We start from the raw sequence: 24,480 nt of genomic DNA, 5'->3' as shown, positions 1-24,480 counted from the left end.
CCCGTCCACAACCGCCGCCGTGCGCTTGCCCGCCTTGGGGCGCTGGCACTTGCCGCCTATGCGACACCGGCGATGACCACACTGAGCGTCGCTCAGGCCAAGAGTTCCAGCGGGTCGAGTGGCGCCAGCGGGTCGAGCAATCCCTCGCCAGCCAGCCCGCCGACCGCCCCCTCGCCTGCAAGCCCTCCCAGCAAGTCAAGCGCGCCGACCTCGCCCAGCACCTGTTCGGGCCCGACGGACGACGACGTCGGCTGTGCCGCTGCGCAGCCCTGAGGAAAAAGGTGATGCCTCTGGCGCCCTCGCTGCGCCAGAGGCATCGCCCGTGCAAGCGTGATGATGCTGGATGTGCATTTCCGGGGCCTTGCCGCCCCTCTGCGCCTGACCGCAGCCGAGGCCCTGCTGCCCGTGCTGGCCGAGGTCGCTTCGGGCTGGCCCCTTGCGGCCCGCACTGCTGATCCCGTGGCATGTCCGTTCTTTTCCATTGCCGGACAGGGTAGCCTCTATCGCTGCGAGAACCATGTCGAGGGGCGGCCAGCACGGCTGCTGGACGCGGTCAATGCAGTCTGTGATGCGGTCACGGGACTGGCGCTGGCCTTGCCGGCCCAGGACGACCGCCTGCTTTGCCTGCATGCGGCGGGGGTCGAGATGGGCGGGACACTGGTGGTCTTTCCGAATGTCCGACGTGCCGGGAAAAGCATGCTGGCGGCGGCGCTGGCGCGGGCCGGGCATCGGGTGTTCAGTGATGATGTGCTGCCCGTTGTCTTTCCGCCTGGTCAGCGTGCAGTGGCGCAGTCGATGGGGATAGCCTCGCGCTTGCGCCTGCCCTTGCCGGATACCTTGCCGCAGGGGTTCCGAGACTGGTCCGAACGGATTGCCGGGCCTCGGAACCGCCAGTATCGCTACCTGTCCCTACCCAACCCGCCACGGCGCGGTGAAAGCCTGCCCATCGGTGCCTTCGTGATCCTGGATCGCCGCGATGCCCCGGTGCCTGCGCGGCTGGAGGAGGCGGCGCCGGATGAGGCGATGGATGCGCTTCTGCACCAGAACTTCACGCGCGACCGCCATTCCGGGGATGTGCTGGCCGTGATGGCTGCCGCGCTGGAAGGGGTGCCCGTCCGGCGCCTGACCTATTCGGCGGCTGACGATGCCGCGGTCTGTCTGCACGGGGGGCTGGCGGTTCTGGCGCCTTCGCACCGGGCCGATGGCGCCGTCCTGCGCTTCCGACCGGCCGAGGCCGGGCCAGCGCCGGCCTCGCCAGATACCGGGGCAGTCTTGCGCCAGCGTCCGGGCACGGTTGCGCGGATCATTGGCGGCGCGCTTTACCTTGCCGATGCCGAGGGGCGCGCGATTCACCGGATGGACCCGCTGGCCGCCGCGATCTGGGAAATTCTGGAGGCCCCCACCATGCCCGCCGAGATCGAGCACATCCTTGCCGAGGCTTTCCCGGATGTTGACCGCATACGGCTGCGGTCCGATCTTGCGGGTCTGCTGGGAAACCTTTGCGCAGCCGGCCTGATCGAATGACCCGGCTCAGCCCGGCCCCTGGTTGGCCAGCCATTCCATCAGCAGGGGGCGTGCGCTTTCGGCGCCTTCTGTCCTGGCCCTTTCGATCACGGCGCGCACCTCGGCCAGGTTGACGCGACGGATCAGGGCCTTGACCGGGCCGACCGACGCCGGCCGCATCGACAGCGTGCGAAAGCCGATGGCGGCGAGTGCCAGCGCCTCGACCGGACGGCCGGCATCCTCGCCACAGAAGGACAGGGGCGTGCCGGTTTCGGCGCAACGGGCGACTATGCCTTCGAGGAAGGTCAGGAAGGACAGGTTCAGCGTGTCGTAACGGCGGCGCACCAGTTCGTTTTCGCGGTCGGCGGCGAAGAAGAACTGCTTCAGGTCGTTGCCCCCGACCGAGACGAAATCGGCCAGCTCGAAGAAGGCGCGAGGCGCGAAGGCGAGCGAGGGGGTTTCCAGCATCGCGCCGATTTCGAGCCGGTCCGGGACCGGATGGCCCAGCGAGCGTTCCCGGTGCACCTCGCGCAGGACATGGGCACGGGCCTGCTGGAATTCGCTGTGTTCCGAAATCAGCGGAAACATGATCGTCAGTGGCCGCCCCTTCGCAGCCCGGATCAGGGCCTGAAGCTGCATCCGCAACACGCCCGGCTTGTCTAGCCCCACGCGCACGGCGCGCCAGCCCATGGCGGGGTTGGGCTCGTCCTGCGGCTTCATGTAGGGCAATACCTTGTCCGACCCGATGTCGAGCGTGCGGAAGGCCACGCGCTTGCCCTTGGCCGCATCCATGACACGGGCGTAGAGCGCGGCCAGTTCCGCCCGCTGCGGCATCCGCGACCGTATCAGGAATTGCAACTCGGTGCGGAACAGGCCCACCCCGTCTGCTCCCGAGCCTTCAAGGCTGGGCAGGTCGGCCATCAGGCCGGCGTTCATGTGCAGCGAGATGGTCGTTCCGCAAAGTGCCGTCGCGGGCAGATTGCGCAGGGACGCATAGCGCTTCTGTGCCTCGGCCTGCATGGCGATCTTGTCGCGGAAGGCGCGGGCGACGGTTTCCTCGGGCCGCAGATGGACGACGCCCTGGTCACCGTCCACAAGGATCGGGTCGCCGTTCAGGGCCTCGGTCGTGATCCGTTCGGCATTGATCACCAGCGGGATCGCAAGCGCCCGCGCGACGATGGCGGCATGCGATCCGACCGACCCTTCCTCCAGCACCACACCCTTCAGCTTGCGCCCGTAGTCCAGAAGTTCGGCCGGGCCGATGTTGCGCGCGACCAGGACCGGATTGTCTGGCATCTCGGCGCCGGTGTCCTTGCCCTGACCGGTCAGGATGCGCAACAGACGGTTCGACAGATCGTCAAGATCCGAAAGCCGCTCGCGCAGATAGGCGTCGGGCACCTGTTCCATCCGCGCGCGGGCGGCAGACTGTTCCTTTTCCACCGCAGCCTCGGCCGAAAGGCCGCGCATGATGTCTTCCTCCATCCGCCGCAGCCAGCCGCGGGAATGGGCGAACATCCGATAAGCTTCCAGGACCTGCTTCTGCTCCTTGTCCAGATGTTCGGCCGCCAGCAGGTCGTCGATCGAGACGCGCAGCTCGCCCACCGCGGCGCGGATGCGCTCGATCTCGGTCAACGGGTCGTCTGCCACGGGGTTGGTGATGACGACGCGCGGCTCGTGCAGCCAGACCCGGCCTTCCGCGGCGCCTTCCTGGCCCGAGCCGCCGCGGAACATCACTGGCTGCTTGTGCAGCGCGCGGATGCCGTTCTCCTCGCTGGTGAAGGCGCCAAGCTCGGTCATCTCGGCCAGCACCATCGCGACGACATCCAGCGCATATATCTCGTCTTCCGAGAACTGCCGTGCGGTCCTCGACTGGACAACCAGCACGCCCAGCTTCTCGCCCACCCGCTGGATGGGCACCCCGAGGAACGAGGAATACAGTTCCTCCCCCGTCTCGGGCATGTAGCGGAAGCCCTTTTCACTGGGTGCGTCGGCGGTATTGACCGGCATGCCGGTGCGCGCGACACGGCCGACCAGACCCTCGCCCAGCTTCATCCGGGTCTTGTGGACGGCAGACTTGTTCAGGCCCTGCGTGGCGCACAGTTCCAGCGTCTCGGAATCACGGAAAAGATAGATCGAGCAGACCTCGGTTCCCATGCTGTCGGCGATCAGATGGGTGATCTGGTCCAGCCGGTCCTGGCCCTTTCCCGGCACGGCCAGCGTGTCGCGCAGGCGGCGCAGAAGCTTGCGGCTGTCGCTTTCACTCCGATCCGGCATCAGGCATCCCTGCGGTTGTTTTCCCCTTCTATAGGGGGACGCCACGCGGAAGGGAACGACTTTGCTCACGGCTCTGGCCGCAGCAGGGTGGGGCGGCATCGGCAAGGGTGACCATGCCTGCGGTTTGGGCAGCCGCCACCATCCGCGCCACGCGGACAGTATGCCCTACATGCACGATCATCACAGAATGCCGGACGGTACGGCGGGCGCATCCGCTGCGAATGGTCGCGCCCGGACGGCGACCGCCACCCTGAACGCCGGCCGCACCTTGCTCTGGCACAGGCCCGGTGATGGCCGAAGCGGACCCTAGGCCTTTTCCAGCTCGAAGGCGTCGTGCAGGGCCTGCACGGCCAATTCCATGTATTTCCTGTCGATCAGGACGGAAATCTTGATCTCGGATGTAGTGATGACCTTGATGTTCACGTTCTCTGCCGCAAGTGCCGCGAACATCTTGGCGGCCACGCCCACCTGGCTGCGCATGCCGATGCCGACGACCGAGACCTTGGCAACATCGCTATCCGTCACCAGTTCGGTGAAGACGAACTTGCCCGCAGCGGCGGCATCCTCGATCGCCTTCTTTGCCCGCTCCACCTGGTTGGTGGGCAGGCTGAAGGTCATGTCGGTGAAGGCGCGTTTGTCGGTCGGGTTTTCCAGCTCGCTGATGTTCTGGACGATCATGTCCACGTTCACGCCCGCATCTGCGAGCGCCCCGAAGATCGCCGCGGCCACGCCCGGCCGGTCCTCGACCTTCAGAAGCGTCATCTTCGCCTCGTCGCGGGAATAGGCGACGCCGGAAACTACCTTCGATTCCATGATTTCATCCTCGTCGCAGACCAGGGTTCCAGAGGTTTCGGTGGCGTCCTCGAACGAGGACAGCACCCGCAGCCGCACCTTGTAGCGCATCGCCAGTTCGACCGAGCGTGTCTGAAGCACCTTCGCACCCAGCGAGGCAAGCTCCAGCATCTCCTCGAAGGCGATCTTGTCCAGCTTGCGGGCCTTGGGGCTGATGCGGGGGTCGGTGGTGTAGACGCCGTCGACATCGGTGTAGATGTCGCAACGTTCGGCGCCGAAGGCGGCGGCGAAGGCGACGGCGGTGGTGTCGCTGCCGCCGCGGCCGAGCGTGGTGATCCGCCCCTCGGGCGACAGGCCCTGGAAGCCCGCGACGACCGCGACCTTGAAGCCTTCGCGGAACTTGGCGTCGATGTTGTCGCGCGGGATCGAGACGAAGCGCGCCGCGCCATGGGCCGAGGTGGTGTTGATCGGCACCTGCCAACCCTGCCACGACCGCGCGGGAATGCCCATCTCCTGCAGGCGCAATGCCATGAGGCCGGCGGTCACGTTCTCGCCCGAGGAGACCACGGCGTCATATTCGCGCGCGTCGTACAGCTTCGAGGTCTGCTCGACCCAGCCCACCAGTTCGTTGGTCTTGCCGGACATGGCACTGACGATCACGATCACGTCATAGCCGCGCTCGACCTCGGCCTTTACCTTCCGGGCGGCATTCTCGATCCGCGCCAGGTCGGCGACCGAGGTTCCCCCGAATTTCATCACCAGAAGCGGCATGGTCCCTCCCAAGGGCCGGATCAATCCGCGGGTCTCTTATGCAAGGCCCGTTCCGGGTGCAAGTGGCGGCGCATGGCAAATCGAGCGCCTTGGCAGGCGCGCCTCGGGTCTCGTCTCTGAGCCGGCAACCCAACCGGTTCCGGCAATGGGGGGGTCACCCCAAAAACCCCAGAGTATTTGTGCAAGGAGCAAGTGCATTCGCTCCTTCGGAAATACCCTCGGCTGATGGGGGCAGGATGCCCCCATCAGCCGAGGAGGAGGGCGCAAGGCGCGACGACGAGAGGAAAGGCCTGCGGTGCAAGCCGCGCTATTCTGCAAGCGCGCGCCAGCCGATGTCTCGGCGGCAGAAGCCGCCGGGCCAGTCGATTGCATCGACCATGGCATAGGCCGCGTCGCGCGCCTCGCGCAAGGTTCCGCCGCGCGCAGTCACATTCAGCACACGGCCCCCGGCCGCAATGATCTGCCCGTCGCGCGCGGCCGTCCCGGCGTGAAACACCATGTGCCTGCTGTCCTCGGGCAGTTCCTCGAGGCCGCGGATCTGGCTGCCTTTTGCGTAGGCTCCCGGATAACCCCGTGCAGCCATGACGACAGTCAGCGCATGGTCGTCGGCCCAGTTCACCCGCACCTCGTCCAGACGGTGCTCGGCGCAGGCCAGCATGAGGTCCAGCGCCTGCGCGCCGAGGCGCATCATCAGAACCTGACACTCCGGGTCGCCGAAGCGGCAGTTGTATTCCACCAGGCGGGCGCGGCCCTGGTCGATCATAAGCCCGGCATAGAGCACCCCCTCGTAGGGCGTGCCGCGCCGGGCCATCTCGCGGATGGTGGGCAGGACGATTTCCTCCATCGCCTGCTTCTGGATGGCATCGGTCAGGACCGGGGCGGGGGAATAGGCGCCCATGCCGCCGGTGTTCGGTCCCGTATCGCCATCGCCCACGCGCTTGTGGTCCTGGGCGGTGCCGACGGGAAGGGCGTGCGTGCCATCGGAAAGGACGAAGAAGCTGGCCTCTTCGCCATGCATGAATTCCTCGATCACCACCTCGGCACCTGCGGCGCCGAATTCGCCGCCGAACATGTCGTCGATGGCCGCCAGCGCCTCGGCCTCGGTCATCGCCACGATGACACCCTTGCCGGCAGCAAGGCCATCGGCCTTGACCACGATGGGGGTGCCTTGTGCGCGGACATGGTCCTTCGCGGGCTCGGCAGAGGTAAAGCGTGCCCAGGCTGCGGTGGGGGCGCCGCAGGCCGCGCAGATTTCCTTGGTAAAGGACTTCGATGCTTCAAGCCGGGCTGCCGCCGCCGATGGGCCGAAGGTCAGGATGCCGGCAGCACGTGTGGCATCCGCCACACCGGCGGCCAGCGGGGCCTCGGGGCCGATGATCACGAAGTCGATGGCGTTCTCCTCGCAGAAGCCGACCACCGTCGCACCGTCGAGGATGTTCAGGTCGGCACATTCGGCGAGCATCGCGATCCCGGCATTGCCCGGGGCCACGATCAGCCGGTCGCATTTGGGGTTCTGCTTCACCGCCCAGGCCAGCGCATGTTCCCGCCCGCCCGAGCCCAGGATCAGGATGTTCATCGCCGCGCCCCCGCTTGGAAGTTCCGTCGCCGCGTCATAGGGTCGGGGGCGACGGAGGGCAAGCATGGACCTTTTCGACAACGGCCCGACACCGCAGGGCAACCAGCCGGAATACACCGTTTCCGAGCTTTCGGGTGCGGTGAAGCGGGTGATCGAGGGCGAATTCGGCTTCGTCCGGGTCAGGGGCGAGGTGGGGCGGGTCAGCCGGCCGGCCTCGGGGCATTTGTATTTCGACCTGAAGGACGACCGTGCCGTGATCGCGGCGGTCAGCTGGAAAGGCCAGGTGGCGCGGATGCAGGTGCGCCCGGAAGAGGGGATGGAGGTCGTGGCCACGGGCCGGATGACCACCTTTCCGGGCCAGTCGAAATATCAACTGATCGTCGAGGATGTGGTCCCGGCCGGCGCGGGCGCGCTGATGGCGATGCTGGAAAAGCGCAAGGCCGCACTGGCGGCCGAGGGGCTGTTCGACCAGGGAAGGAAGAAGCCGATCCCCTATCTGCCGCGGGTGATCGGGGTCGTGACCTCTCCCAGCGGGGCGGTGATCCGGGACATCCTGCACCGTCTGCGCGACCGCTTTCCGCGGCATGTGCTGGTCTGGCCGGTGGCGGTGCAGGGCCAGTCCTGCGCGGCCGAGGTGGCCGCCGCGATCCGGGGGTTCAACGCGATCGAGCCCGGGGGGCCGATCCCGCGCCCCGATGTGCTGATCGTGGCGCGGGGCGGAGGGTCGCTGGAGGACCTCTGGGGCTTCAACGAGGAGGTGGTGGTGCGCGCGGCGGCGGCCTCGCACATTCCGCTGATCAGCGCCGTGGGGCACGAGACGGACACCACGCTGATCGACTACGCCGCCGACCTGCGCGCGCCCACGCCCACCGCGGCGGCGGAGCTGGCGGTGCCAGTGCGGCTGGAGCTGGTGGCGGCGCTGGAGGCCCTGGGTGCGCGGCTGGTGCGCGGGGCGGTGCAGGGGGTGACGTTGCGCGGCCAGCGGCTGCGTGATCTGTCACGCGCGCTGCCCCGGCCAGAGGCATTGCTGGCGACGCCCCGGCAAAGGCTGGACACAGCGGCGATGCGGCTTTCGGCGGGGCTGGGGCTGGCCGCGGCGGTGAAGCACCGCGCTTTCGATCGCGTGGCGGGGCGGTTGCAGCCGGGGGCACTGCGGGCTGGGCTGGCGCGGCAGCGCGACCAGCTGGCGGCCAGGGCCGACAGGCTGCACCGTGCCGTTGCCCAGCGGCTGGACCGGCGGGGCGAGCGGCTGACTGGCCTGGCTGCCCGGCTGACCCCGGCCCTCGTCCGGCTTCTGGGCGAGGCAGCGCGACGGGCGGCCGAGGGGCGGGCGCGGCTTTCGGTGCTGGCTGACCGGCTGGAGGCGGCCCCGACGGCGCGGCTGGCCCGGCTTCGCGACCGACTGGAGGCCCTGGACCGGACCCGCACGACGCTGGGCTATCACGCGACCCTGAAGCGGGGCTATGCGGTGGTGCGCGGCGACGGGGCAGTGGTAACGACGAAGGCAAGGGCGGCGGCAGCGGCGGCCCTGGAGATCGAGTTCCACGATGGTCGGCTGGCGCTGGGGGCAGGTCCAGCGCGACAGGGCAGGGATGGGGGCGAAGGCGGACAGGGAAGCCTTTTCTGAAACGGCGTGCCGCCCGTGGGGCATCGAGTCCCCCTATGCGGCCTTACGCGTATGAAACGGTGGCCGGGGTCGCCGGGATCACCGCAGGCTCATCTTGAGGGTCTGCTGCGCAAGCCCGGGGCGAATCCCGGGATGCGGCCGAGTGAAGACCTGTCGCTCAATCCGTTTGGCGGGAACCGCAAGATACGAGTTGAAAGGCGCACCGCGTCACGCGGCGCAAGTCCGTGGACGCTGCGGCACCTTGACCGGGTCACCACCGCAGGCGCGTCGTGTCCGTCACCGCGGCACTGTCACGGTAGCCGCAGGCAACCAGGGTTGTCCCGGGGAAAGGCACGATGGGCTTACGCTCATGACCCCAGGTCGGGGCCGGGACAGGCAAGCGGCTGGTCAGAGATGGTCACCTCTGCCACAGGCGAGTCCGGGTTTCCGGCGATCCTTGCGAGGACACGGTCGCCATCGCGCCAGAAGCTCCAGCAGTGCGGCCCGGGACCGGTTTCGTAGTGAAAGCAGATATCGCCGCCCTGGGGATACCACTGGCCTGCGACGCATGCCCCGCCGGCATCGGCATCAAGCGTCCGCCGATCCGGGAAATGCTGTTCACTGCCCCAGAGCTGTCCGTCGATGCGATAGTCGAGTGTGCGACCGTTGGACCAGGACTCGAACTCATCCGGCGTCATCCGTGTCTGGGCCTCGACGGTGGCGCCGGAAAGGGCAAGAATCAGGGCCGGGCGCAGCATCTCAGGCCCCCACGTCCGGGCCGGGGCAGGAGAGCGGCGTCGCGCTGCGCTCGGTCTCGTGAAGCTCGGCCCCTGGCTCTGCCTCGGTGGACAGGGCTGCCAGCGCGCCAGCTTCCATCCAGAAGGTCCAGCAGTGCGGGGTCGGATCACTTTCGTAAACGAAGCAGATCGCCTGACCTTCGGGATACCAGGTGCCATGCTGGCAGATGCCGGGTGCCACCGACCAGCGGACCTTGCGGCCCGGCAGGTATTCCTCGATGCCGAACACCTGGTCCTGCTGGCGGTAGGTGATTGTCTGGCCAGTCACATGTGCCTCGAAGGCCTCGGCGGTCAGCGGCGGGTTCGCATGGGCGAGGCCGGGCATCAGGCCCAGCATGAGGATGGCCAGCCGCATCGGCTCAGACCCCCACATCGGGACCGGCACAGGGCAGCGGGCCGCCGTCACGCGAGGATTCCAGAATCTCCCAGCCGCCACCTTCGCCCATGTAACGGCCACGAATGCGACCGTCTTCCAGGAAATACAGCCAGCAGGCAGGAGTGGGGTCGTCTTCGTAAGCGAAGCAGATCTGGTCGTCCTTTTCATACCAGATGCCGTAGATGCAAAGCTCGCCCTCGAAAGCCCAGCGGACGCGGCGTCCGGGCAGATATTCCTCGGTGCCGAACAGGCCGTTGCCGTAGTCGTAGGTGATGGTCTCGTTCGTGGTATTTGCCTCGAACTCGGCACCCGTCATGGGGGTTTCAGCCAGAGCCGGCAGGGCTGCGACGAAAAGGGAAAGGCCGGCAAGAACAGGTCGCATCAATCGCTCCGGGAACTTCGGGGCGGAAGGTGCCAGAGAGTGGCGCTGATTTCCAGTCAAGCCCGCGTGTCCTGCGCCGGTGTGGGGGGCCGGTGCCAGTGCACGAGATGTGGACGAATCGCGCGACGCCAAAGACGGGGCATCAGCGCCAGCGTGCAGGCGACGGGAAGGGGCCAGGGCAGGCGGGGGGCTTCTTCGGGCGGTGGCAGGCGCAGGGCGGGGAAGGGGCGCCCGGGATTGGTGTGATGGTCGGAGTGGCGCGGGGCGTTCAGCATCAGCGCCGAGGTGAACCAATGTGCGGTGTTCCAGCTGTGACGGGGGCCGACGGGTTCCAGCCTGCCATCTGCGCGCTGGCTTCGGGTCAGGCCATAGTGCTGGACGTAGTCGGACAGCAGGATCTGCATCTGGGCATGGAGTGACAGCAGTACCCAGACCAGAACCCCGGCCGGGCCGGCCACCAGCAGGGCGGTGGCAAGGGCCAGGGCGCTTCCGGCCAGGTAGCCGGCATAGGGGTGCAGGCCTTTCCACGGGCTGCGGGCGCGCAACTCGGCTTCGGCCTGGTAGCCCTGGACGAAGCTGCCATGCCAGGCGCGCAGGGCGAAGCGATAGAAGCTTTCGCCTGCGCGAGCTGTGTTGGGATCCAGGGCGCTGGCGACATGACGGTGATGTACCAGCCGGTGGGCGCTGGCATGATGACCGAACAGCAGGGCGGAATAGACCGCAGCCCCCAGCCGGAAAAGTTCGCGCCGGGGGCGGTGGATCAATTCGTGCGCGGCGGGATGCGCGACCTGACCCAGCCAGAGACCTGTGGCGAAGAACACAAGCACCCGTTCGCCCGCCGCAAGGCCGCCTTCGCCCGCAATGGCCCAGGTCGCGACCGGCAGGGCAGTCAGCGCACCGATCGCCACGCTGACGAGGAGCAGGTCGGCAGCAGGGAATTCTTCCCCCTCGGCACTGCCAGCGGTCAGCGGGATCAGCTGGTCCAGCATGACGGTGAGTATGGCCATGTACAGAAACGCGGCCCAAAGCCATATCCCGCCCAGCAGCGCCCCCAGCGCAAGAAGCGGCAGGGGCAGAAGGGCGGCCAACGCAAAGGAGGCCAAGGGCAGGGGGCGGCCAGTCATGGGCTGGAAAGTAACATCCCCGCGCGGTCCTGCCAGTCGCGAGAATGCCGCAGGCAGAACGCAGTCCGTTTGTCGCCCCACCACGCCAGCCTCGCTTCTGTGGGAAAGACAGGGCAGCGATCGTCGAGCTCGGTCAGTTGGCGGGACTTTCCACGCGCGGCCAAAGCGATTAGGTGGAAGAAAACGGCAGGAAAGGCGGTGGGTCATGTCCTTTTTCAAGAAACTGAAGGACCGTCTGTTCCGATCCTCGGACAAGATTGGCGAGGGGCTGGAGGCGCTTGTCGCCGAAGGCGGGCCAGGGGACGAGGCTGGTGCGGCCCCTGCCCCGGCTGCACCCTCGACGGCGCCCGACACCGGATCTGTCGCGTCGCCCGCTCCGGCCGAATCCGCGAAACCAGGCCTGCTGGGGCGCATCCTGAGCCGGGGCGAGGAAAGCCGCCGTGTCCTGGACGATGCCATGCTGGAAAGCCTGGAAGAACTGCTGATCCAGGCCGACATGGGGGTTGAGACGGCGGTGCGCGTGACGGCGAACATCGCCGAGGGGCGCTTCGGCAAACGGGTCTCGGCAGCCGAGCTGCGCGCGGCGCTGGCGGCCGAGGTGGCGCGGATCATGCAGCCGGTGGCGCGGCCGATGCCCCTTTATCCGCAGAAGCCGCAGGTCGTGCTGGTGGTAGGGGTGAACGGGTCGGGCAAGACCACGACGATCGGCAAGCTGGCCAGCCAGTTCAAGGCCGCCGGCAAGCAGGTGGTGATCGCAGCCGGCGATACCTTCCGCGCGGCTGCGGTGGATCAGCTGAAGATCTGGGGCGAACGGGCGGGCGTCCCCGTGCTGACCGCCCCCGAAGGCTCGGACCCCGCAAGCCTCGCCTTTGATGCGCTGACGAAGGCCAGGGCCGAGGGCGCGGACCTGCTGCTGATCGACACGGCAGGCCGCTTGCAGAACCGGGCCGACCTGATGGAGGAACTGGCCAAGATCGTCCGCGTGATCCGAAAGGTCGATCCGACCGCGCCGCACAACACGCTGTTGGTGCTGGACGCGACCACGGGCCAGAACGCGCTGACCCAGGTGGAGATCTTCCGCAGGATCGCCGATGTCTCGGGCCTCGTGATGACCAAGCTGGACGGCACCGCCAAGGGCGGCGTGCTGGTGGCGCTGGCCGACCGCTTCGGCCTGCCGATCCATGCCATCGGCGTCGGCGAACAGATCGACGACCTCGCCCCGTTTGACCCCGATGATTTTGCCCGTGCGCTGGTGGGATCTGAAGGTTGAGGGGCCCTTCGACGGCCCCTTTTGCGGCAGAGCGGATCGGGCCTTGCGTGGCCGGCCTGGTCCCTTCCGCCCAAGGGACGTCCCCCTGGTGCCTGTCTGGCGGTGACGCGATTGTGCCTCGACAGCGGGATGCGGGGGCCGGGCTTGCCACCTGTCTCGGCCGCCCGTGGCATCCTGCCATGCGCCGCCGCCCTTGAACCGCTGACCGATCCGGGCCAGATAGGCGGAACAAGGAACGGGAAGGGCCCAGGATGGCTGAGCGGAAGATCAATCCGGTGCTGAAGCAAGTGCTGGAACTGGGGCCGACGCTGGCCTTTTTCGTGATCTACATGTGGATCAAGGATGACTCGTTCCTGATCGCCGGAACCGAATATTCGGGCTTCATTGTGGCGGCGGTCATTCTGGTGCCGCTGCTTCTGGCCTCGATTGCGGCCCTGTGGTGGCTGACGGGCGCCTTGTCGCGCATGCAGATCTTTGTTGCCGTGATGGTCGTGTTCTTTGGTGGGCTGACCGCCTGGTTCAACGATGAGAGTTTCTTCAAGATGAAGACGACGATCGTCTATGGCACCTTCGCGCTGATCCTTGGCGCGGGCCTGCTGCGTGGGGTCAGCCTGCTGCAATGGGTAATGTCCGAAGCTTTGCCAATGAAACCAGAGGGCTGGATGATCCTGACCCGGCGGCTGGCGCTGATGTTTGCGGCCTTGGCCATTGCGAACGAAGGGATCTGGCGCACGCAATCGACCGAGCTTTGGGTGAAGCTTGAAACGTTCGCCATGCCCGCCGCGCTGTTCCTGTTCCTGATGGCGCAGTTCGCGATGCTGGCGCGCTACATGGAAGAGCCGCCCGAAGACAAGCCCTGACAGAGTGCACAGGAATGCCGCCTGAAGGTCAGCTTCCTGCCGCAGACCTGCCTTGATGCGCGGATAACGAGAACGGCGAAGCTGTGGGAGTTCGCCGCCATGCACCGCCAGCCGTTCGACGTGATCCGCCTGTTCCTGAGCCTGTTCCAGGATCTGCCGCCGATCTCGCGCAGCATGTACATTCCCGGCGCAGTGCTCTTGCTGGGCTACCCGGCCCTGTCAGTGCTTCTTGGCGCCGACCACGAAGGTCAGGCCTTCGTTACGGCCTTCCTGCTGGCGCTGGCGGTTCGTATTGCGCTGGGGTTCGAGGGCATGGTCCTGCGGATGCGGACGCGCTATTCGCCCGCTCGCACGGCCTTGCTGGCGCTCAGCTTTGCGGGGCTGCCGCTTCTGGTGCTGGCCGCAGTCGATGCGCCGATCTGGTGCCAGAGGATGCAGAGCGTGTTCTATGTTGTCATTGGTGCCATCTTCCTGATGGATGTCCTGAAGAACCGCAACGACACCGCCGCCAGCTTCTGGCCTGACGCGGAAATGCGCGGCCACCTGCCGAACCTTACCCGGATGATGGTGGTATACAACTTCGCCTTCCTGCTGCTGAACGAAACGCTGATCCAGGTGATGGATGCCTCGCACTGGTTGCTGTTCTGGGCGGTCCTGCCGGTAATCGGCCAGATGGTCCTGCGCGCCATGGTGCTGACGGTGATCAATCTGGACGATGACGGCCAACCGGTCTGAGGGGTGGCGTTCGGCTTCAGGCCTTCGCGAGACATGTATTCTTCTTCACATCAAGGCAGCGTCTGAGCGCCGTCAGCACCGCTGCCGGCGTGTTCGACAGCGGAAGCAAGCCAAGGCCCGACAGGCTGCGGGCGCAGGTGCGGGACAGGCCGGGTTCAAGGCGCATGGCCTCGGAATAGTTGGCTTAGACGTCGTCAAGCCGGCCCAGCGCCACGTCGATCCGCGCCAGGGTGTCGTGAAAGATCGCCGCCATCTGCTTGTCGTCGGGGGTGCTGCGCAAGATCTGCGTTGCAGCATCGGCCTCGGCCGCCTTGCCCGCATCCAGAAGGGCACGGCCCAGGATGTGCAATGCCGTAAGGTTGTCCGGATAGCGGGCGAGCAGGGCCAGCGCCCCGGCGGTGACGGTTTCGGGGGACTCCATCTGTGCCACAGCCATCAGCCGGCGGGACAGGATGTCTACCTCGATCACCGGATTGGGGATTGGCACGACATCCGGGCTCATTGCCTTGTCGGCGGTGGTGATCACCTCCTGATGGCGGCCCAGCACGGCCAGCGCGGCCAGCTTGTTCCAGTAGGCGTTCTGGTAGCCGGGCGCCAGTGCGATGGCCATGTCGAAATAGCTGATCGCCTCTTGCGCGCGGCCGAGTACGGTCACGCAGCGGCCCTTGATCTCGTTCGCAAAGGCATGTTCGGGATCAAGACGCAGTGCGTTGTCAGCATCGTCGGAACACCGCTGATCCATTCGGAATTGCCACCAGGCCTCTGCCCGGTTGGCCCAGGCGTCTGCATGGTCTTCGACTGCCAGCGCCGCGGAATAATGCGCGAGGGCCCCGGCCAGATCGCCCTGATCATGGCGGACATTGCCCAGTTCGACCCAGACCCAGGAATTGTCCAGAGTCACCTCCAGCGCCTGTTGCAGGGTTACCGCCGCAGCTTCGCAGTCACCCAGCAACCGCTGCGCCTCGCCCTTCATCGCCAGGGCAAAGGCCGCGTCGCCGGGATTGTCCGACGCATCTAACGCCTGATCGCAGAGCGAGATACGGGCGGTGTAGTTGCCGCTGCGGTCGGCGCAGGTTTGCGACCAGGCCGGGATTGCGGGCAGCAGGACGGCAAGGATGAGGACGAGTGGGTGCCGCATCAGGGGCTGCGGAAAACCGGGTGTCAGGTCATGACCGTCGCGCGGGTTCCGGCGAAAATCAAGTGTGGCAGGCATCGGGTCCGGGTTGCCAGCCGCGCCCTCCCAGAAGCAGCCGCGACCAGCGCCGACCGGGGCGATTCAGTGGCAGGTCGCGCACGGCAAGCCGCCCCTCGATCAGCGCGCGGTAAAGCGCGATGGTGCCGGGGCGCAGATAGGGGGACCAGTGACAAATACGCCGGGGCGGGGCGGTCAGCGGGTGGCCGAGTGCGGCCAGCGCCTGCAGCGTCTGTGCCTGATCAATCCAAAGATCGTGCCAGTTTGGCAGCCGGCGCCCGAGGCCCTGACCGATCGAAGTGCGCAGGCCAAGGTGGATTCCCCATTCGAAGCAGGCGTCGAACAAGTCGTTCTCGCGGGTGGTGACATTGATCACCTCCACCGATCGGCCCGCAGGCGTGCCCATTGCAGCCAGCGCCCGACCGCGCGTTTCGGCCGGTGCCAGCAGGATCATCCGGGTGATATGATCTGTCGCGCTCTGCGACAGGGCGGCAAGTGCCACCCGCGCGCCCAAGGAATGGGCGATGACCTGGACCCCGCGCCCGGTCCGGGCATGGACCAGTCCTGCGATCTCGGCCAGTGCAGCGCCGGTCCGGCCGGCGCGCCAGTGCGCGCGCCAGGGATCGCATTTCGCGTTCCAGCCCAGCGCGATGCCAAGGCCGGCCGTTCCATTCAGCCCTAGGTGCCGTGGCCAGCTGACCGCGCGCCGGTCGTCCGGGCGCGGGTCGAGCGACAGGATCGAGCCATGCGGACAGTCGCGCGCAAAATCCGGGGCATAGCGCCAGCCGTGGATCATCACCACCACGGGCGCGGTCGGGGGTAGCAGGTCGAGCTTGCGCCCCAGCCGTTCACGGTCAAGCTTCAGGACGTCGGGGCCCATGTCGGCGCGGATCGGACGGGAATCGTCGGTCATGGCCTGCCTCGTGCTGCTGGGTTGCACGCCTTCTGGCGTGCGGCAGCGACGGCGGGGTGACGCGGCGATGACCGGCGCATGACAGGGCCGGGGTGTGGCGCCTTGACCACGGTCGGGTCGGGGCGTATGAGGCGGGTCGTGGTGCTTTGTGACCGGATTGCGGGCCACGTTAAACAAGCCGCTAAAGAGGTGAAGGGCTCGCGCCCCGGCACCTTTCAGGGTCCGGGGCTTTTTCATGGTCGCAAGGCCAGCAAGGAAAGATCGGGCGATGACGAAGGACTGGAAGACCCGCACGCAGCTGGTGCATGAAGGCAGCCGCCGCAGCCAGTACGGCGAGATGGCCGAGGCGATCTTCCTGACGCAGGGCTTCGTCTATCCCTCCGCCGAGGCCGCCGAGGCGCGGTTCCTGAAGGCGGGCGAGGACGAGTTCATCTATGCCCGCTACGGCAACCCCACGACGCGGATGTTCGAGGAGCGCATCGCCGCACTGGAAGGAACCGAGGACGCCTTCGCCACCGCCAGCGGCATGGCGGCCGTCAGCGGCGCGTTGATGTCAGTGGTCCGGGCGGGCGATCAGGTCGTCTCGTCGCGCGCGCTGTTCGGGTCGTGCCTGTATGTGCTGGAAGAGGTGCTGGGCAAGTTCGGCGTGCATGTGACCTTTGTCGATGGCGCCGACCTGAACCAGTGGCGCGCGGCGGTTACGCCCGGCACGAAGGCGGTTTTCTTCGAATCGATGTCGAACCCCACGCTTGAACTGGTGGACATCCGCGCGGTGAGCGAGATCGCCCACGCGGCGGGGGCGATCGTGATCTGCGACAACGTCTTTGCCACCCCGATCTTTTCGCGGGCGGTCGAGCAGGGCGCGGATGTCGTGGTCTATTCCTCGACCAAGCATATCGACGGTCAGGGCCGCGCGCTTGGCGGCGTGGTCTGCGGAAGCCGCGAATTCGTTCGCAAGACGCTGGAACCCTACATGAAGCATACGGGTGGGTCGATGAGCCCCTTCACCGCCTGGTTGCATCTGAACGGCTTGGCCACGCTCGACCTGCGCTGCCGCGCCATGGCGGATGCCGCGTTGCAGGTGGCAAGGGCGCTGGAAGCACATCCGAAAGTGACCAGGGTGATCTATCCGGGCTTGCCGGGCCATCCGCAGCACACGCTGGCCATGGCGCAGATGGGGTCCGGGGGCACGCTTGTGACCTTCGAGGTCAAGGGCGGCAAGGAAGCGGCGTTCCGCTTCCTGGATGCGCTGGAGATCGCGAAGATTTCGAACAATCTGGGCGATGCCAGGACCATCGCGACACACCCGGCCACCACCACCCACCAGCGCCTGCCGCAGAACCAGAAGGACGCGCTGGGGATCACCCCCGGCCTGATCCGGCTGTCGCTGGGGCTGGAGGATGCGGGTGACCTGATCGCCGACCTGACCGGGGCGCTTTCCGCCGCGTGAAGGTCGCAAACCCCGCTTGTGCGGGCGGCTGAAATGCCTATCTGATGAAGGCCTGCCACGGACCAGGGTGATCCGGCGGCGGTCATCATCCGTAAGACTCTCCGGAAATTGACGGCAGGCTCTTGCCTTGCCCGAACCGAAAGGACCCTTCCCATGAACATCCACACCCCCGAGATCGACCGTCTGCCCACCCGTGACGAGGCCGAGGCTGCGTTGGCCGTACTGCGGCAATGGGCGGGGAAGGTCTCGGACGAGGAGATTTCGCGTCTGGATGCGGCGGTGGGGTATCTGCTGCCAGGGCAAGGCTATCCGGCCCTGTCGCGTGATTATCCGGGCGATTTCCGCCCCGATGCGGCCTATCTGCGCGCCATGCCCGACCTTCAGAACGGGCCGTCCAGCCTGATCCGTGGCGCGAAGGCGCGCATTCAGCATGTGGGCATATCGAATTTCCGACTGCCGATCCGCTATGCCACTCGCGATGGTGGCGCCGTGGTGCTGGAAACCAGCGTGACCGGCACTGTCAGCCTTGAGGCGGAAAAGAAGGGCATCAACATGAGCCGCATCATGCGGTCGTTCTATGCCCATGCGGAACGAGAGTTCTCCTTCGGCGTGATAGAGGCGGCGCTGGACGATTACATTCGGGATCTGGGCTCATTCGATGCGCGCATCCAGATGCGCGCGTCGTTCCCGATGCAGTTGTCCTCGCTGCGGTCGGGCCTTTCGGGCTGGCAGTACTACGACATCGCTCTGGAACTGGTTGAGACCGCCGGTGTGCGCAAGCGGATCCTGCATCTGGACTACGTCTATTCCTCGACCTGCCCGTGCAGCCTGGAACTTTCGGAACATGCGCGCATGACGCGCGGTCAGCTTGCGACTCCGCATTCGCAGCGGTCGGTTGCGCGGCTGTCGGTGGAACTGACGGCCGAGATGGCGATCGAGGATCTGATCGACCTGGCCCGCAGTGCCGTGGTCACTGAAACACAGGTGATGGTCAAGCGCGAGGACGAGCAGGCCTTTGCCGAACTGAACGCGGCGAATCCGGTCTTCGTGGAAGACGCAGCGCGGCTGTTCTGCGAGGCGCTGCGGGCTGATCCCCGGATCGGCGATTTCCGGGTGATTGCCAGCCATCAGGAAAGTCTGCACAGCCACGATGCGATCAGCCTGCTGACCGAAGGCGAAACCTTTGCCGCGACCAGCCTTGACCCGCGGCTGTTCGCAAGCCTCATCCACGCCGGTTGACGCAACCGGCGGGGCCGCGTAGCCATGGCCCACCATGGTTGACTTCCGCCCCGTCGCCTATGTCATCGGCCGCATCCTGATCGTTCTGGCGATCCTGATGCTTGCGCCGGCGATCATCGACTGGCGAGCCGGGCTGGAGAACGGCACGGCTTTCCTTGTATCTGCGACGATCACCGGGGTCGTGGGCGGGGCGCTGACGCTTTCCACCGGCAATGCGCTGGGCCGTGCGCTGGACACGCGGCAGGCTTATCTGCTGACCGCAGGGATATGGTTCCTGGTACCATTCTTCGGCGCGTTGCCCTTCTGGATCGGTGCGCCGGGGTTAAGCCTTCTGAATGCCTATTTCGAGGCGGTGTCGGGCATCACGACAACCGGTGCCTCGGTGATTTCGGGTCTGGCGGATCTGCCCACGGGCATGAACCTGTGGCGGGGAATGCTGAACTGGCTGGGAGGGCTGGGCATCGCCTTCATCGCCATGATCTTCCTGCCGCTGATGCGGATCGGGGGTATGCAGTTCTTCCGCACCGAAGGCTTCGACACCTTCGGCAAGGCGCTGCCACGCGCAACCGACATCGCCCGGCAGCTTCTGCTGGTCTATTCCGGGCTGACGGTGATCATCATGCTAACCTACGCCGTTCTTGGCATGCCGGCGGTCGATGCGGTGATCCACGGCATGACCACTGTGGCGACCGGGGGATTTTCGTCCAAGGATACCTCGTTCAGCGGCTACAGCCCGGCAATACAGTATGCTGCATCGGTATCGATGTTCGCAGCCAGCCTGCCTTACATCCGTTATGTCCAGCTGATGAACGGAACCACCGGCCCCCTATGGCGCGATGCCCAGGCACGGGCCTATTTCCGCTGGCTGATGAGCGCGGTGATCGGGCTGGCTGTGCTACGGGTCTGGCAAAGCAACACGGGTATCGAGACCGCCTTCCGCGAAAGTCTGTTCAATCTGAGCTCGATCATGTCCTCGACCGGCTACGGGGCAGGCAGCTTCCCCAGCTGGGGTGGCGCGATGCTGGTCGTCAGCTTCGTTCTGGGCGTGGTCGGCGCCTGTTCGGGATCTTCGGCGGCGGGCCTGTCGGTTTTCCGGGTTCAACTGTCGCTGGCCGTGCTGCGGCGCGAGATCCGGCGCATCGGCAGTCCATCAAGCGTGGACCCGATCCGCTATGACGGGCGGACGGTGGAAGAGGACGTCCTGAACGCGCTGATCCTGTTCGTGTCAAGCTACATCCTGATCCTGGGCGTGATGAGTGTGGCGATGACGCTGCTGGGGGTCGATACCGTGTCGGCGCTCTTCGCTGTCTGGACGACACTGGGCAATGTGGGCTACGGCTTTGGGCCGATGGTCGAGCGCACGGGCACCTTCATTGACTTCCCGCCGGGGGCCATAGCGATCATGACGCTGTGCATGATCCTGGGTCGGCTGGGCCTGCTGGCGGTGTTGGTGCTGGTGCTGCCCAGCTTCTGGCGACGCTAGGACCGCGGGTCTTCATCCCCTGTGCGCGCTGCGGTCCAGGAAGGCCTGGATACCCTGGGCGGTCGCCGCCAGAAGCGCGTTCTCGACCATGACATCGGTGGCCACGCGGTAGGCCTGATCCAGTGGCAGGCCGATCTGTGCGCGGAAACCGGCCTTTCCGATGCGGATGGCATCGGGATCCTTCACGGCGATGCTTGCGGCAAGCGCCAGGGTTTCGGCCTGCAGCCGGTCGGGAGTGGCCAGGCGGTTGACCAGCCCAAGGTCATGCGCGCGGGGGGCGGCAAGGAACTCGCCCGTCGCCAGCAGCTCGAAGGCAATGGCAGGGGCAAGCCGTCGGGATAGGGCAACGGCGGGGGTGGAACAGAACAGACCGAGGTTGATGCCGTTCACGCCGAACCGTGCCGTTTCGGAGGCCACGATCAGGTCGCAGGAACAGGCCAGTTGGCAACCCGCCGCGGTGGCCACGCCCTGCACTTGCGCGATCACGGGCTGGGGCAGGGCGGCAATCTGCTGCATCAGCAGGGCGCAGCGGTCGAACAGCGCCGTCAGGGCCGAGCGCCCCTTGTCGTTCGCAGTCCGGCAGCCCTGCATTTCCTTCAGGTCATGACCGGCTGAAAACGCCTTGCCCTCGGCCGCCAGGATCACGACGCGGATGCTGTCGTCTGACCCGATCGCGCCAAAGGTTTCCGCAAGCTTCTCCAGCATTGCCGAAGACAGGGCATTCAGCGTCTGCGGCGAAGACAGGGTCACGGTGGCGATGCCGCCATCATCCGTCCGGGTCAGAAGTCCGGACATCTCAGCCCTTGGGTTTGAGGAACCGGCCTTCCATCGAGGCGCCGCTTTCGATCACGATGCCCGCGGTCGTGACATCCGCCTTGACCTCGGCGGTCGAGCGGAGGGTGAAGCTGTCGCAGGTCACCTTGCCATCGAACCGGCCCTTCACCTCGACCGTGTCGGCCTTGACCGAGCCGGTCACCCGACCCTCTTGCCCGATGATCAGTCCGTGGGCGGTGATGTTGCCGTCGATCTCGCCCAGAACCTCGACCGACCCGGTGGTGCTGATCTCGCCGGTGATCTTCAGGTCGGCACCAAGGACCGAGCGGCTGACATTCGTCCCGGCGGTCGAGGGGCGCGACACCGAAGGCGCCACGGGGGCGGAGGTCGGATCGGAAGTCTTGGAAAACATCGGGGGCATCCTTGAAAGGGGTTGCACCGATAAGGCGGGATCGGAGCCAAGGGGTCAAGGGGCCGAGTGACCCGCTGGCGGCTTTCCCCCGATTGTGATGTCGCAACGGGGGCTGACAAGGGGTCATGCGGGTGCTCAGATGCGACGGGAATCAGGGGGGCACAATGACGGATGACTTTTTCGCGCCGGTTTCGGGTTTCGATCTGCCGCGCTTTGCGGGGGTGCCTACCTTCATGCGCCTGCCGCATGTGCCCTTCGACCATCCGCGCTTTGCCGAGGTGCAGATCGGCCTGATCGGGGCGCCCTGGGACGGTGGAACGACGAACCGGCCCGGTCCGCGCCATGGGCCGCGGCAGTTGCGCGACCTGTCCACAATGATCCGGGCGGTGAACGGGGCAACCTGGGTGGCGCCGTTCAGGCTGGCGCGCTGCGCCGACCTTGGCGACGTTGCGCCGAACCCCGGCGACCTGATGGATTCGATGGCGCGTATGGAGGCCTTCTATGCGAAAGTGGTGGCTGCAGGCATCCGGCCGCTGACCGGTGGCGGTGATCATCTGTGCAGCCTGCCGATCCTGCGAGCCCTCGCCAGGCAGCGCCCCGTCGGGATGATACAGTTCGACAGCCATACCGATCTGAACGACGTCTATTTCGGCACCTCGCGCTACAACCACGGCACGCCCTTCCGTCGCGCGGTGGAGGAGGGGCTGATCGACCCCCGGCGCTATTGCCTGATCGGCATCCGCGGCACGGCCTACGGGCGCGAGGACTGGGACTTCGCCCAGGCCAACGGGATCCGCATCATCCCGATCGCCGAGTTCCACGCGCGGGGGGCCGAAGACGTGATGGCCGAGGCACGCGAGATAGTCGGGCCAGGGCCGGTCTATGTGACCTACGACATCGACTTCGTGGATCCCACCTTCGCGCCTGGCACCGGGACGCCGGAGGTGGGCGGTCCGAACAGCTGGCAGGCCCTGCAGGTGGCACGGGGGCTGCGGGGGCTTGACGTCGTGGGGGCGGATCTGGTCGAGGTCTCGCCACCCTTCGACCCCTCTGGCGGGACGGCCTGGCTGGGGATCAGCCTGATGTTCGAGATGCTCTGCGTCATGGCCGAGCAGATCGCGGGGCAATAGTCGCGGCGCGCGCCCCATCCGGAAGAAAGCAAGCAGCAAGCGAGGAAGCCATGTCTGGCCCCGAAATGATAATCACCAACGCAAAGGTCCTGACGATGGACGAGGACAACCCGCGGGCCGAGGCGGTGGCCCTGTCGGGCGGGCGGATCCTTGCAGTGGGAAGTCGCGAAGAGGTAGAGGCCCTGGCGGGACCGGGGACGCGCCTGTTGGACGCGGGCGGACGGACGCTGTTGCCGGGCTTCGTGGAAAGCCACCTGCATCTGGTCCTTGGGGGGAACGAACTGTCCCAGCTGCAACTGGGCGGCGTGCATGGGTTCGACGATCTGGCGCGTCTGTTCCGGGACTATGCGGCGAAGAACCCGGAACTGCCGCTGTTGATGGCACAGGGGGCGGCCTACGAGATCCTGGATCATCCGGTGACGCGGCAGGATCTGGACCAGGTGATCGCCGACCGTCCCATCGCAATGATGGCGCCGGATCACCACACGGTATGGGCCAATACGGCGGCTCTCAAGGCGGCCGGCATCCTGCACGGGGCGGCGATGCCGCCCGGCCACGTGGTCGTCATGGGGTCGGACGGAACCGCGACCGGCGAACTGCTGGAGTTCGAGGCCTTTTCACCGGTTCTGGCGCTGACGGGCGATCTGCATCTGCAACTGGGCATTGCGACGGGCGGCGAGCCCGATCCCTGGCCTGACGCCGCCCAGCGGGCGAAGGACAAGCAGAAGGTGGCCGCAGGGCTTGCCCACTGCGCCATGCATGGGATCACCAGCATGGTGAACATGGATGGCAACCGCTACACCTGCGTCCTTCTGAAAGAGATGGAGCAAGAAGGGCGTCTGACGGCGCGGGTGAAGGTGCCCTTCCACTTCAAGCCACACATGGATCTGACCGAGCTGGACCGCGCGAGCGCCATGGCGGCAGAGTTCCAGGGCGAATGGGTGACAAGCGGCTTCGTCAAGATGTTCATGGACGGGGTGGTGGACAGCCGCACCGCCTTCATGCTGCATGACTATCCCGGTACGACGGAACGCGGGGCGCCGCTGTTCGAGGCGGAACGGTTCAAGGACATCTGCACCGAGATCGACCGGCGGGGTCTGCAGATCGCGGTCCATGCCATCGGCGATGGCGCGGTGCGGCAGACGATCGACGGATACGAGGCCGCACGGCTGCGCAACGGTCCGCGCGACAGCCGGCACCGGATCGAGCACATCGAGCTGATCGACCGTGCCGACGTGCCCAGGCTGGGGGCGCTGGGAATCACCGCATCGGTCCAGCCGCCGCATCCGCCCGGCGCGATGGACTTCCCGATGTCCACGATGGACCATGTCTTCCATCGCCACCGCTGGAAGGATGCCTACCTGACGCGGACACTGGCCGAGCACGGCGCGCATCTGGCCTTTGCTTCGGACTGGCCGGTGACGGATGTCAGCGTGATGCGCGGGATCCAGGCGGCGCTGACACGCAAGCCCTACGAAGGCTGCCAGGACGAACGGGTGGGGCTGATGGAGGTGCTCAAGGCCTATACCGCCGGCGGGGCCTGGGCGGCGCATATGGAAGGTCTGACGGGAAAGCTGCGCAAGGGTCTGGCGGCCGATCTGGTGCTGATCGACGGCGATATCGAGTCGATTCCGGCCGAACAGGTGGGCCGGACCGGAATCGCCCTGACCGTGGCCGGGGGCCGGGTGACGCACGACCCGTCCGGCATGGCGGGAGGTGCAGGGTAAGATATTGATTTATAAGGGGAAGATGGTGGTTTGAAAAAAATCGTCATCTTCCCGTCATTTTCCCTCTTGCGGCTGGTGTGTGGTCTCCGTAAAT

Annotated in this window: 23 protein-coding genes and 1 riboswitch; of the genes, 10 read left to right on the top strand and 13 right to left on the bottom strand. The window is 66.5% G+C overall.

The window, feature by feature from the left end:
• Positions 1 to 92: 92 nt before the first annotated feature.
• Complete coding sequence (locus EZM81_RS11585; RefSeq protein WP_136645826.1) at positions 93 to 317, bottom strand: hypothetical protein; 225 nt, start codon at positions 315 to 317, stop codon at positions 93 to 95.
• Between the two features lie 16 nt (positions 318 to 333).
• On the opposite strand from EZM81_RS11585, the gene EZM81_RS11580 reads away from it, so the two are divergent.
• Positions 334 to 1,524 (top strand): PqqD family peptide modification chaperone, encoded by a 1,191-nt coding sequence (locus EZM81_RS11580; RefSeq protein ID WP_136645825.1) that lies wholly within the window; start codon positions 334 to 336, stop codon positions 1,522 to 1,524.
• Between the two features lie 6 nt (positions 1,525 to 1,530).
• Here the strand turns inward: EZM81_RS11580 and ptsP are convergent, their stop codons facing one another.
• The 3 genes from ptsP to purD form a co-directional block, all read right to left on the bottom strand.
• Complete coding sequence (gene ptsP / locus EZM81_RS11575; protein WP_135450002.1) at positions 1,531 to 3,777, bottom strand: phosphoenolpyruvate--protein phosphotransferase; 2,247 nt, start codon at positions 3,775 to 3,777, stop codon at positions 1,531 to 1,533.
• A 306-nt stretch (positions 3,778 to 4,083) separates the two neighbouring features.
• Entirely contained in the window at positions 4,084 to 5,340 is a 1,257-nt protein-coding gene (locus EZM81_RS11570; protein WP_135450003.1) for an aspartate kinase, read from the bottom strand.
• 307 nt (positions 5,341 to 5,647) lie between these two features.
• On the bottom strand, positions 5,648 to 6,916 hold the full coding sequence (gene purD, locus EZM81_RS11565; protein WP_136645913.1) for a phosphoribosylamine--glycine ligase: 1,269 nt from the start codon (positions 6,914 to 6,916) through the stop codon (positions 5,648 to 5,650).
• 64 nt (positions 6,917 to 6,980) lie between these two features.
• Between purD and xseA the strand changes: the two genes are divergently transcribed.
• Positions 6,981 to 8,543, top strand: a complete 1,563-nt coding sequence (gene xseA, locus EZM81_RS11560) for an exodeoxyribonuclease VII large subunit (RefSeq protein WP_136645824.1) — start codon at positions 6,981 to 6,983, stop codon at positions 8,541 to 8,543.
• Between the two features lie 347 nt (positions 8,544 to 8,890).
• Here the strand turns inward: xseA and EZM81_RS11555 are convergent, their stop codons facing one another.
• From EZM81_RS11555 to EZM81_RS11540, 4 genes are read right to left on the bottom strand one after another with little or no spacing between them, the layout of a single operon-like run.
• Positions 8,891 to 9,280: a hypothetical protein gene (locus EZM81_RS11555; protein WP_136645822.1), complete on the bottom strand. Its 390-nt coding sequence runs from the start codon at positions 9,278 to 9,280 to the stop codon at positions 8,891 to 8,893.
• Between the two features lies 1 nt (position 9,281).
• Complete coding sequence (locus EZM81_RS11550; RefSeq protein ID WP_135450006.1) at positions 9,282 to 9,674, bottom strand: hypothetical protein; 393 nt, start codon at positions 9,672 to 9,674, stop codon at positions 9,282 to 9,284.
• Positions 9,675 to 9,678: 4 nt separating this feature from the next.
• The gene (locus EZM81_RS11545) at positions 9,679 to 10,077 is read right to left on the bottom strand and encodes a hypothetical protein (protein WP_135450007.1); all 399 of its coding nucleotides are present in this window, start codon (positions 10,075 to 10,077) and stop codon (positions 9,679 to 9,681) included.
• A 56-nt stretch (positions 10,078 to 10,133) separates the two neighbouring features.
• Positions 10,134 to 11,201: an alkane 1-monooxygenase gene (locus EZM81_RS11540; RefSeq protein WP_136645821.1), complete on the bottom strand. Its 1,068-nt coding sequence runs from the start codon at positions 11,199 to 11,201 to the stop codon at positions 10,134 to 10,136.
• 205 nt (positions 11,202 to 11,406) lie between these two features.
• On the opposite strand from EZM81_RS11540, the gene ftsY reads away from it, so the two are divergent.
• The 3 genes from ftsY (at position 11,407) to EZM81_RS11525 (ending at position 14,066) form a co-directional block, all read left to right on the top strand.
• Positions 11,407 to 12,471 carry a signal recognition particle-docking protein FtsY gene (gene ftsY, locus EZM81_RS11535; protein WP_136645819.1) on the top strand — a complete coding sequence of 355 codons (1,065 nt, stop codon included), beginning with the start codon at positions 11,407 to 11,409 and terminating at the stop codon, positions 12,469 to 12,471.
• A 251-nt stretch (positions 12,472 to 12,722) separates the two neighbouring features.
• Positions 12,723 to 13,331 carry an inner membrane-spanning protein YciB gene (locus tag EZM81_RS11530; protein WP_135450010.1) on the top strand — a complete coding sequence of 203 codons (609 nt, stop codon included), beginning with the start codon at positions 12,723 to 12,725 and terminating at the stop codon, positions 13,329 to 13,331.
• A 99-nt stretch (positions 13,332 to 13,430) separates the two neighbouring features.
• Entirely contained in the window at positions 13,431 to 14,066 is a 636-nt protein-coding gene (locus EZM81_RS11525) for a hypothetical protein (RefSeq protein ID WP_136645818.1), read from the top strand.
• Positions 14,067 to 14,082: 16 nt separating this feature from the next.
• Here EZM81_RS11525 and EZM81_RS18325 read toward each other — a convergent pair whose 3' ends face one another.
• Genes EZM81_RS18325 through EZM81_RS11515 form a run of 3 tightly spaced genes read right to left on the bottom strand, consistent with a single transcriptional unit; the run spans position 14,083 to position 16,171 of the window.
• Positions 14,083 to 14,232 (bottom strand): hypothetical protein, encoded by a 150-nt coding sequence (locus tag EZM81_RS18325; RefSeq protein WP_169052360.1) that lies wholly within the window; start codon positions 14,230 to 14,232, stop codon positions 14,083 to 14,085.
• Positions 14,233 to 14,250: 18 nt separating this feature from the next.
• Positions 14,251 to 15,204 carry a tetratricopeptide repeat protein gene (locus tag EZM81_RS11520; RefSeq protein ID WP_169052359.1) on the bottom strand — a complete coding sequence of 318 codons (954 nt, stop codon included), beginning with the start codon at positions 15,202 to 15,204 and terminating at the stop codon, positions 14,251 to 14,253.
• Between the two features lie 58 nt (positions 15,205 to 15,262).
• On the bottom strand, positions 15,263 to 16,171 hold the full coding sequence (locus EZM81_RS11515) for an alpha/beta hydrolase (RefSeq protein WP_136645816.1): 909 nt from the start codon (positions 16,169 to 16,171) through the stop codon (positions 15,263 to 15,265).
• Between the two features lie 128 nt (positions 16,172 to 16,299).
• Positions 16,300 to 16,377, top strand: a riboswitch (SAM riboswitch).
• A 62-nt stretch (positions 16,378 to 16,439) separates the two neighbouring features.
• On the opposite strand from EZM81_RS11515, the gene metZ reads away from it, so the two are divergent.
• The 3 genes from metZ to EZM81_RS11500 all read left to right on the top strand — a co-directional run bounded on the left by metZ (position 16,440) and on the right by EZM81_RS11500 (position 20,343).
• Positions 16,440 to 17,621, top strand: coding sequence for an O-succinylhomoserine sulfhydrylase (gene metZ / locus EZM81_RS11510; RefSeq protein ID WP_136645815.1), 1,182 nt, complete (start codon positions 16,440 to 16,442; stop codon positions 17,619 to 17,621).
• A 153-nt stretch (positions 17,622 to 17,774) separates the two neighbouring features.
• Positions 17,775 to 18,860 (top strand): GTP cyclohydrolase FolE2, encoded by a 1,086-nt coding sequence (gene folE2 / locus EZM81_RS11505; RefSeq protein ID WP_136645813.1) that lies wholly within the window; start codon positions 17,775 to 17,777, stop codon positions 18,858 to 18,860.
• 34 nt (positions 18,861 to 18,894) lie between these two features.
• Positions 18,895 to 20,343, top strand: coding sequence for a TrkH family potassium uptake protein (locus EZM81_RS11500; RefSeq protein ID WP_136645812.1), 1,449 nt, complete (start codon positions 18,895 to 18,897; stop codon positions 20,341 to 20,343).
• A 12-nt stretch (positions 20,344 to 20,355) separates the two neighbouring features.
• Here EZM81_RS11500 and EZM81_RS11495 read toward each other — a convergent pair whose 3' ends face one another.
• Both EZM81_RS11495 and EZM81_RS11490 read right to left on the bottom strand, forming a co-directional pair.
• The gene (locus EZM81_RS11495) at positions 20,356 to 21,138 is read right to left on the bottom strand and encodes an enoyl-CoA hydratase (RefSeq protein WP_136645811.1); all 783 of its coding nucleotides are present in this window, start codon (positions 21,136 to 21,138) and stop codon (positions 20,356 to 20,358) included.
• 1 nt (position 21,139) lies between these two features.
• Entirely contained in the window at positions 21,140 to 21,529 is a 390-nt protein-coding gene (locus EZM81_RS11490) for a polymer-forming cytoskeletal protein (protein ID WP_135450018.1), read from the bottom strand.
• Positions 21,530 to 21,693: 164 nt separating this feature from the next.
• On the opposite strand from EZM81_RS11490, the gene EZM81_RS11485 reads away from it, so the two are divergent.
• The gene (locus EZM81_RS11485) at positions 21,694 to 22,659 is read left to right on the top strand and encodes an agmatinase (protein ID WP_135450019.1); all 966 of its coding nucleotides are present in this window, start codon (positions 21,694 to 21,696) and stop codon (positions 22,657 to 22,659) included.
• 50 nt (positions 22,660 to 22,709) lie between these two features.
• Positions 22,710 to 24,386, top strand: coding sequence for an amidohydrolase (locus EZM81_RS11480; RefSeq protein WP_136645809.1), 1,677 nt, complete (start codon positions 22,710 to 22,712; stop codon positions 24,384 to 24,386).
• Positions 24,387 to 24,480 lie beyond the last annotated feature (94 nt).

It is taken from the genome of Tabrizicola sp. YIM 78059 (genome assembly GCF_004959785.1).
Lineage (GTDB): Bacteria > Pseudomonadota > Alphaproteobacteria > Rhodobacterales > Rhodobacteraceae > Tabrizicola > Tabrizicola caldifontis.
Note: the sequence above shows the minus strand (reverse complement) of the source record. Positions and strands in the feature narration are given on the sequence as shown.

Coding starts and splice junctions, on each gene's coding strand:
- EZM81_RS18325 (WP_169052360.1), bottom strand. CDS start 14,232: ATGCGCCTTGAACCCGGCCTGTCCCGCACCTGCGCCCGCAGCCTGTCG.
- EZM81_RS11485 (WP_135450019.1), top strand. CDS start 21,694: ATGACGGATGACTTTTTCGCGCCGGTTTCGGGTTTCGATCTGCCGCGC.
- xseA (WP_136645824.1), top strand. CDS start 6,981: ATGGACCTTTTCGACAACGGCCCGACACCGCAGGGCAACCAGCCGGAA.
- metZ (WP_136645815.1), top strand. CDS start 16,440: ATGACGAAGGACTGGAAGACCCGCACGCAGCTGGTGCATGAAGGCAGC.
- EZM81_RS11490 (WP_135450018.1), bottom strand. CDS start 21,529: ATGTTTTCCAAGACTTCCGATCCGACCTCCGCCCCCGTGGCGCCTTCG.
- EZM81_RS11495 (WP_136645811.1), bottom strand. CDS start 21,138: ATGTCCGGACTTCTGACCCGGACGGATGATGGCGGCATCGCCACCGTG.
- EZM81_RS11500 (WP_136645812.1), top strand. CDS start 18,895: ATGGTTGACTTCCGCCCCGTCGCCTATGTCATCGGCCGCATCCTGATC.
- ftsY (WP_136645819.1), top strand. CDS start 11,407: ATGTCCTTTTTCAAGAAACTGAAGGACCGTCTGTTCCGATCCTCGGAC.
- EZM81_RS11525 (WP_136645818.1), top strand. CDS start 13,431: ATGCACCGCCAGCCGTTCGACGTGATCCGCCTGTTCCTGAGCCTGTTC.
- EZM81_RS11540 (WP_136645821.1), bottom strand. CDS start 11,201: ATGACTGGCCGCCCCCTGCCCTTGGCCTCCTTTGCGTTGGCCGCCCTT.
- EZM81_RS11580 (WP_136645825.1), top strand. CDS start 334: ATGATGCTGGATGTGCATTTCCGGGGCCTTGCCGCCCCTCTGCGCCTG.
- EZM81_RS11555 (WP_136645822.1), bottom strand. CDS start 9,280: ATGCTGCGCCCGGCCCTGATTCTTGCCCTTTCCGGCGCCACCGTCGAG.
- EZM81_RS11480 (WP_136645809.1), top strand. CDS start 22,710: ATGTCTGGCCCCGAAATGATAATCACCAACGCAAAGGTCCTGACGATG.
- EZM81_RS11530 (WP_135450010.1), top strand. CDS start 12,723: ATGGCTGAGCGGAAGATCAATCCGGTGCTGAAGCAAGTGCTGGAACTG.
- EZM81_RS11545 (WP_135450007.1), bottom strand. CDS start 10,077: ATGCGACCTGTTCTTGCCGGCCTTTCCCTTTTCGTCGCAGCCCTGCCG.
- EZM81_RS11515 (WP_136645816.1), bottom strand. CDS start 16,171: ATGACCGACGATTCCCGTCCGATCCGCGCCGACATGGGCCCCGACGTC.
- EZM81_RS11585 (WP_136645826.1), bottom strand. CDS start 317: ATGCCTCTGGCGCAGCGAGGGCGCCAGAGGCATCACCTTTTTCCTCAG.
- EZM81_RS11520 (WP_169052359.1), bottom strand. CDS start 15,204: ATGCGGCACCCACTCGTCCTCATCCTTGCCGTCCTGCTGCCCGCAATC.
- purD (WP_136645913.1), bottom strand. CDS start 6,916: ATGAACATCCTGATCCTGGGCTCGGGCGGGCGGGAACATGCGCTGGCC.
- folE2 (WP_136645813.1), top strand. CDS start 17,775: ATGAACATCCACACCCCCGAGATCGACCGTCTGCCCACCCGTGACGAG.
- ptsP (WP_135450002.1), bottom strand. CDS start 3,777: ATGCCGGATCGGAGTGAAAGCGACAGCCGCAAGCTTCTGCGCCGCCTG.
- EZM81_RS11570 (WP_135450003.1), bottom strand. CDS start 5,340: ATGCCGCTTCTGGTGATGAAATTCGGGGGAACCTCGGTCGCCGACCTG.
- EZM81_RS11550 (WP_135450006.1), bottom strand. CDS start 9,674: ATGCGGCTGGCCATCCTCATGCTGGGCCTGATGCCCGGCCTCGCCCAT.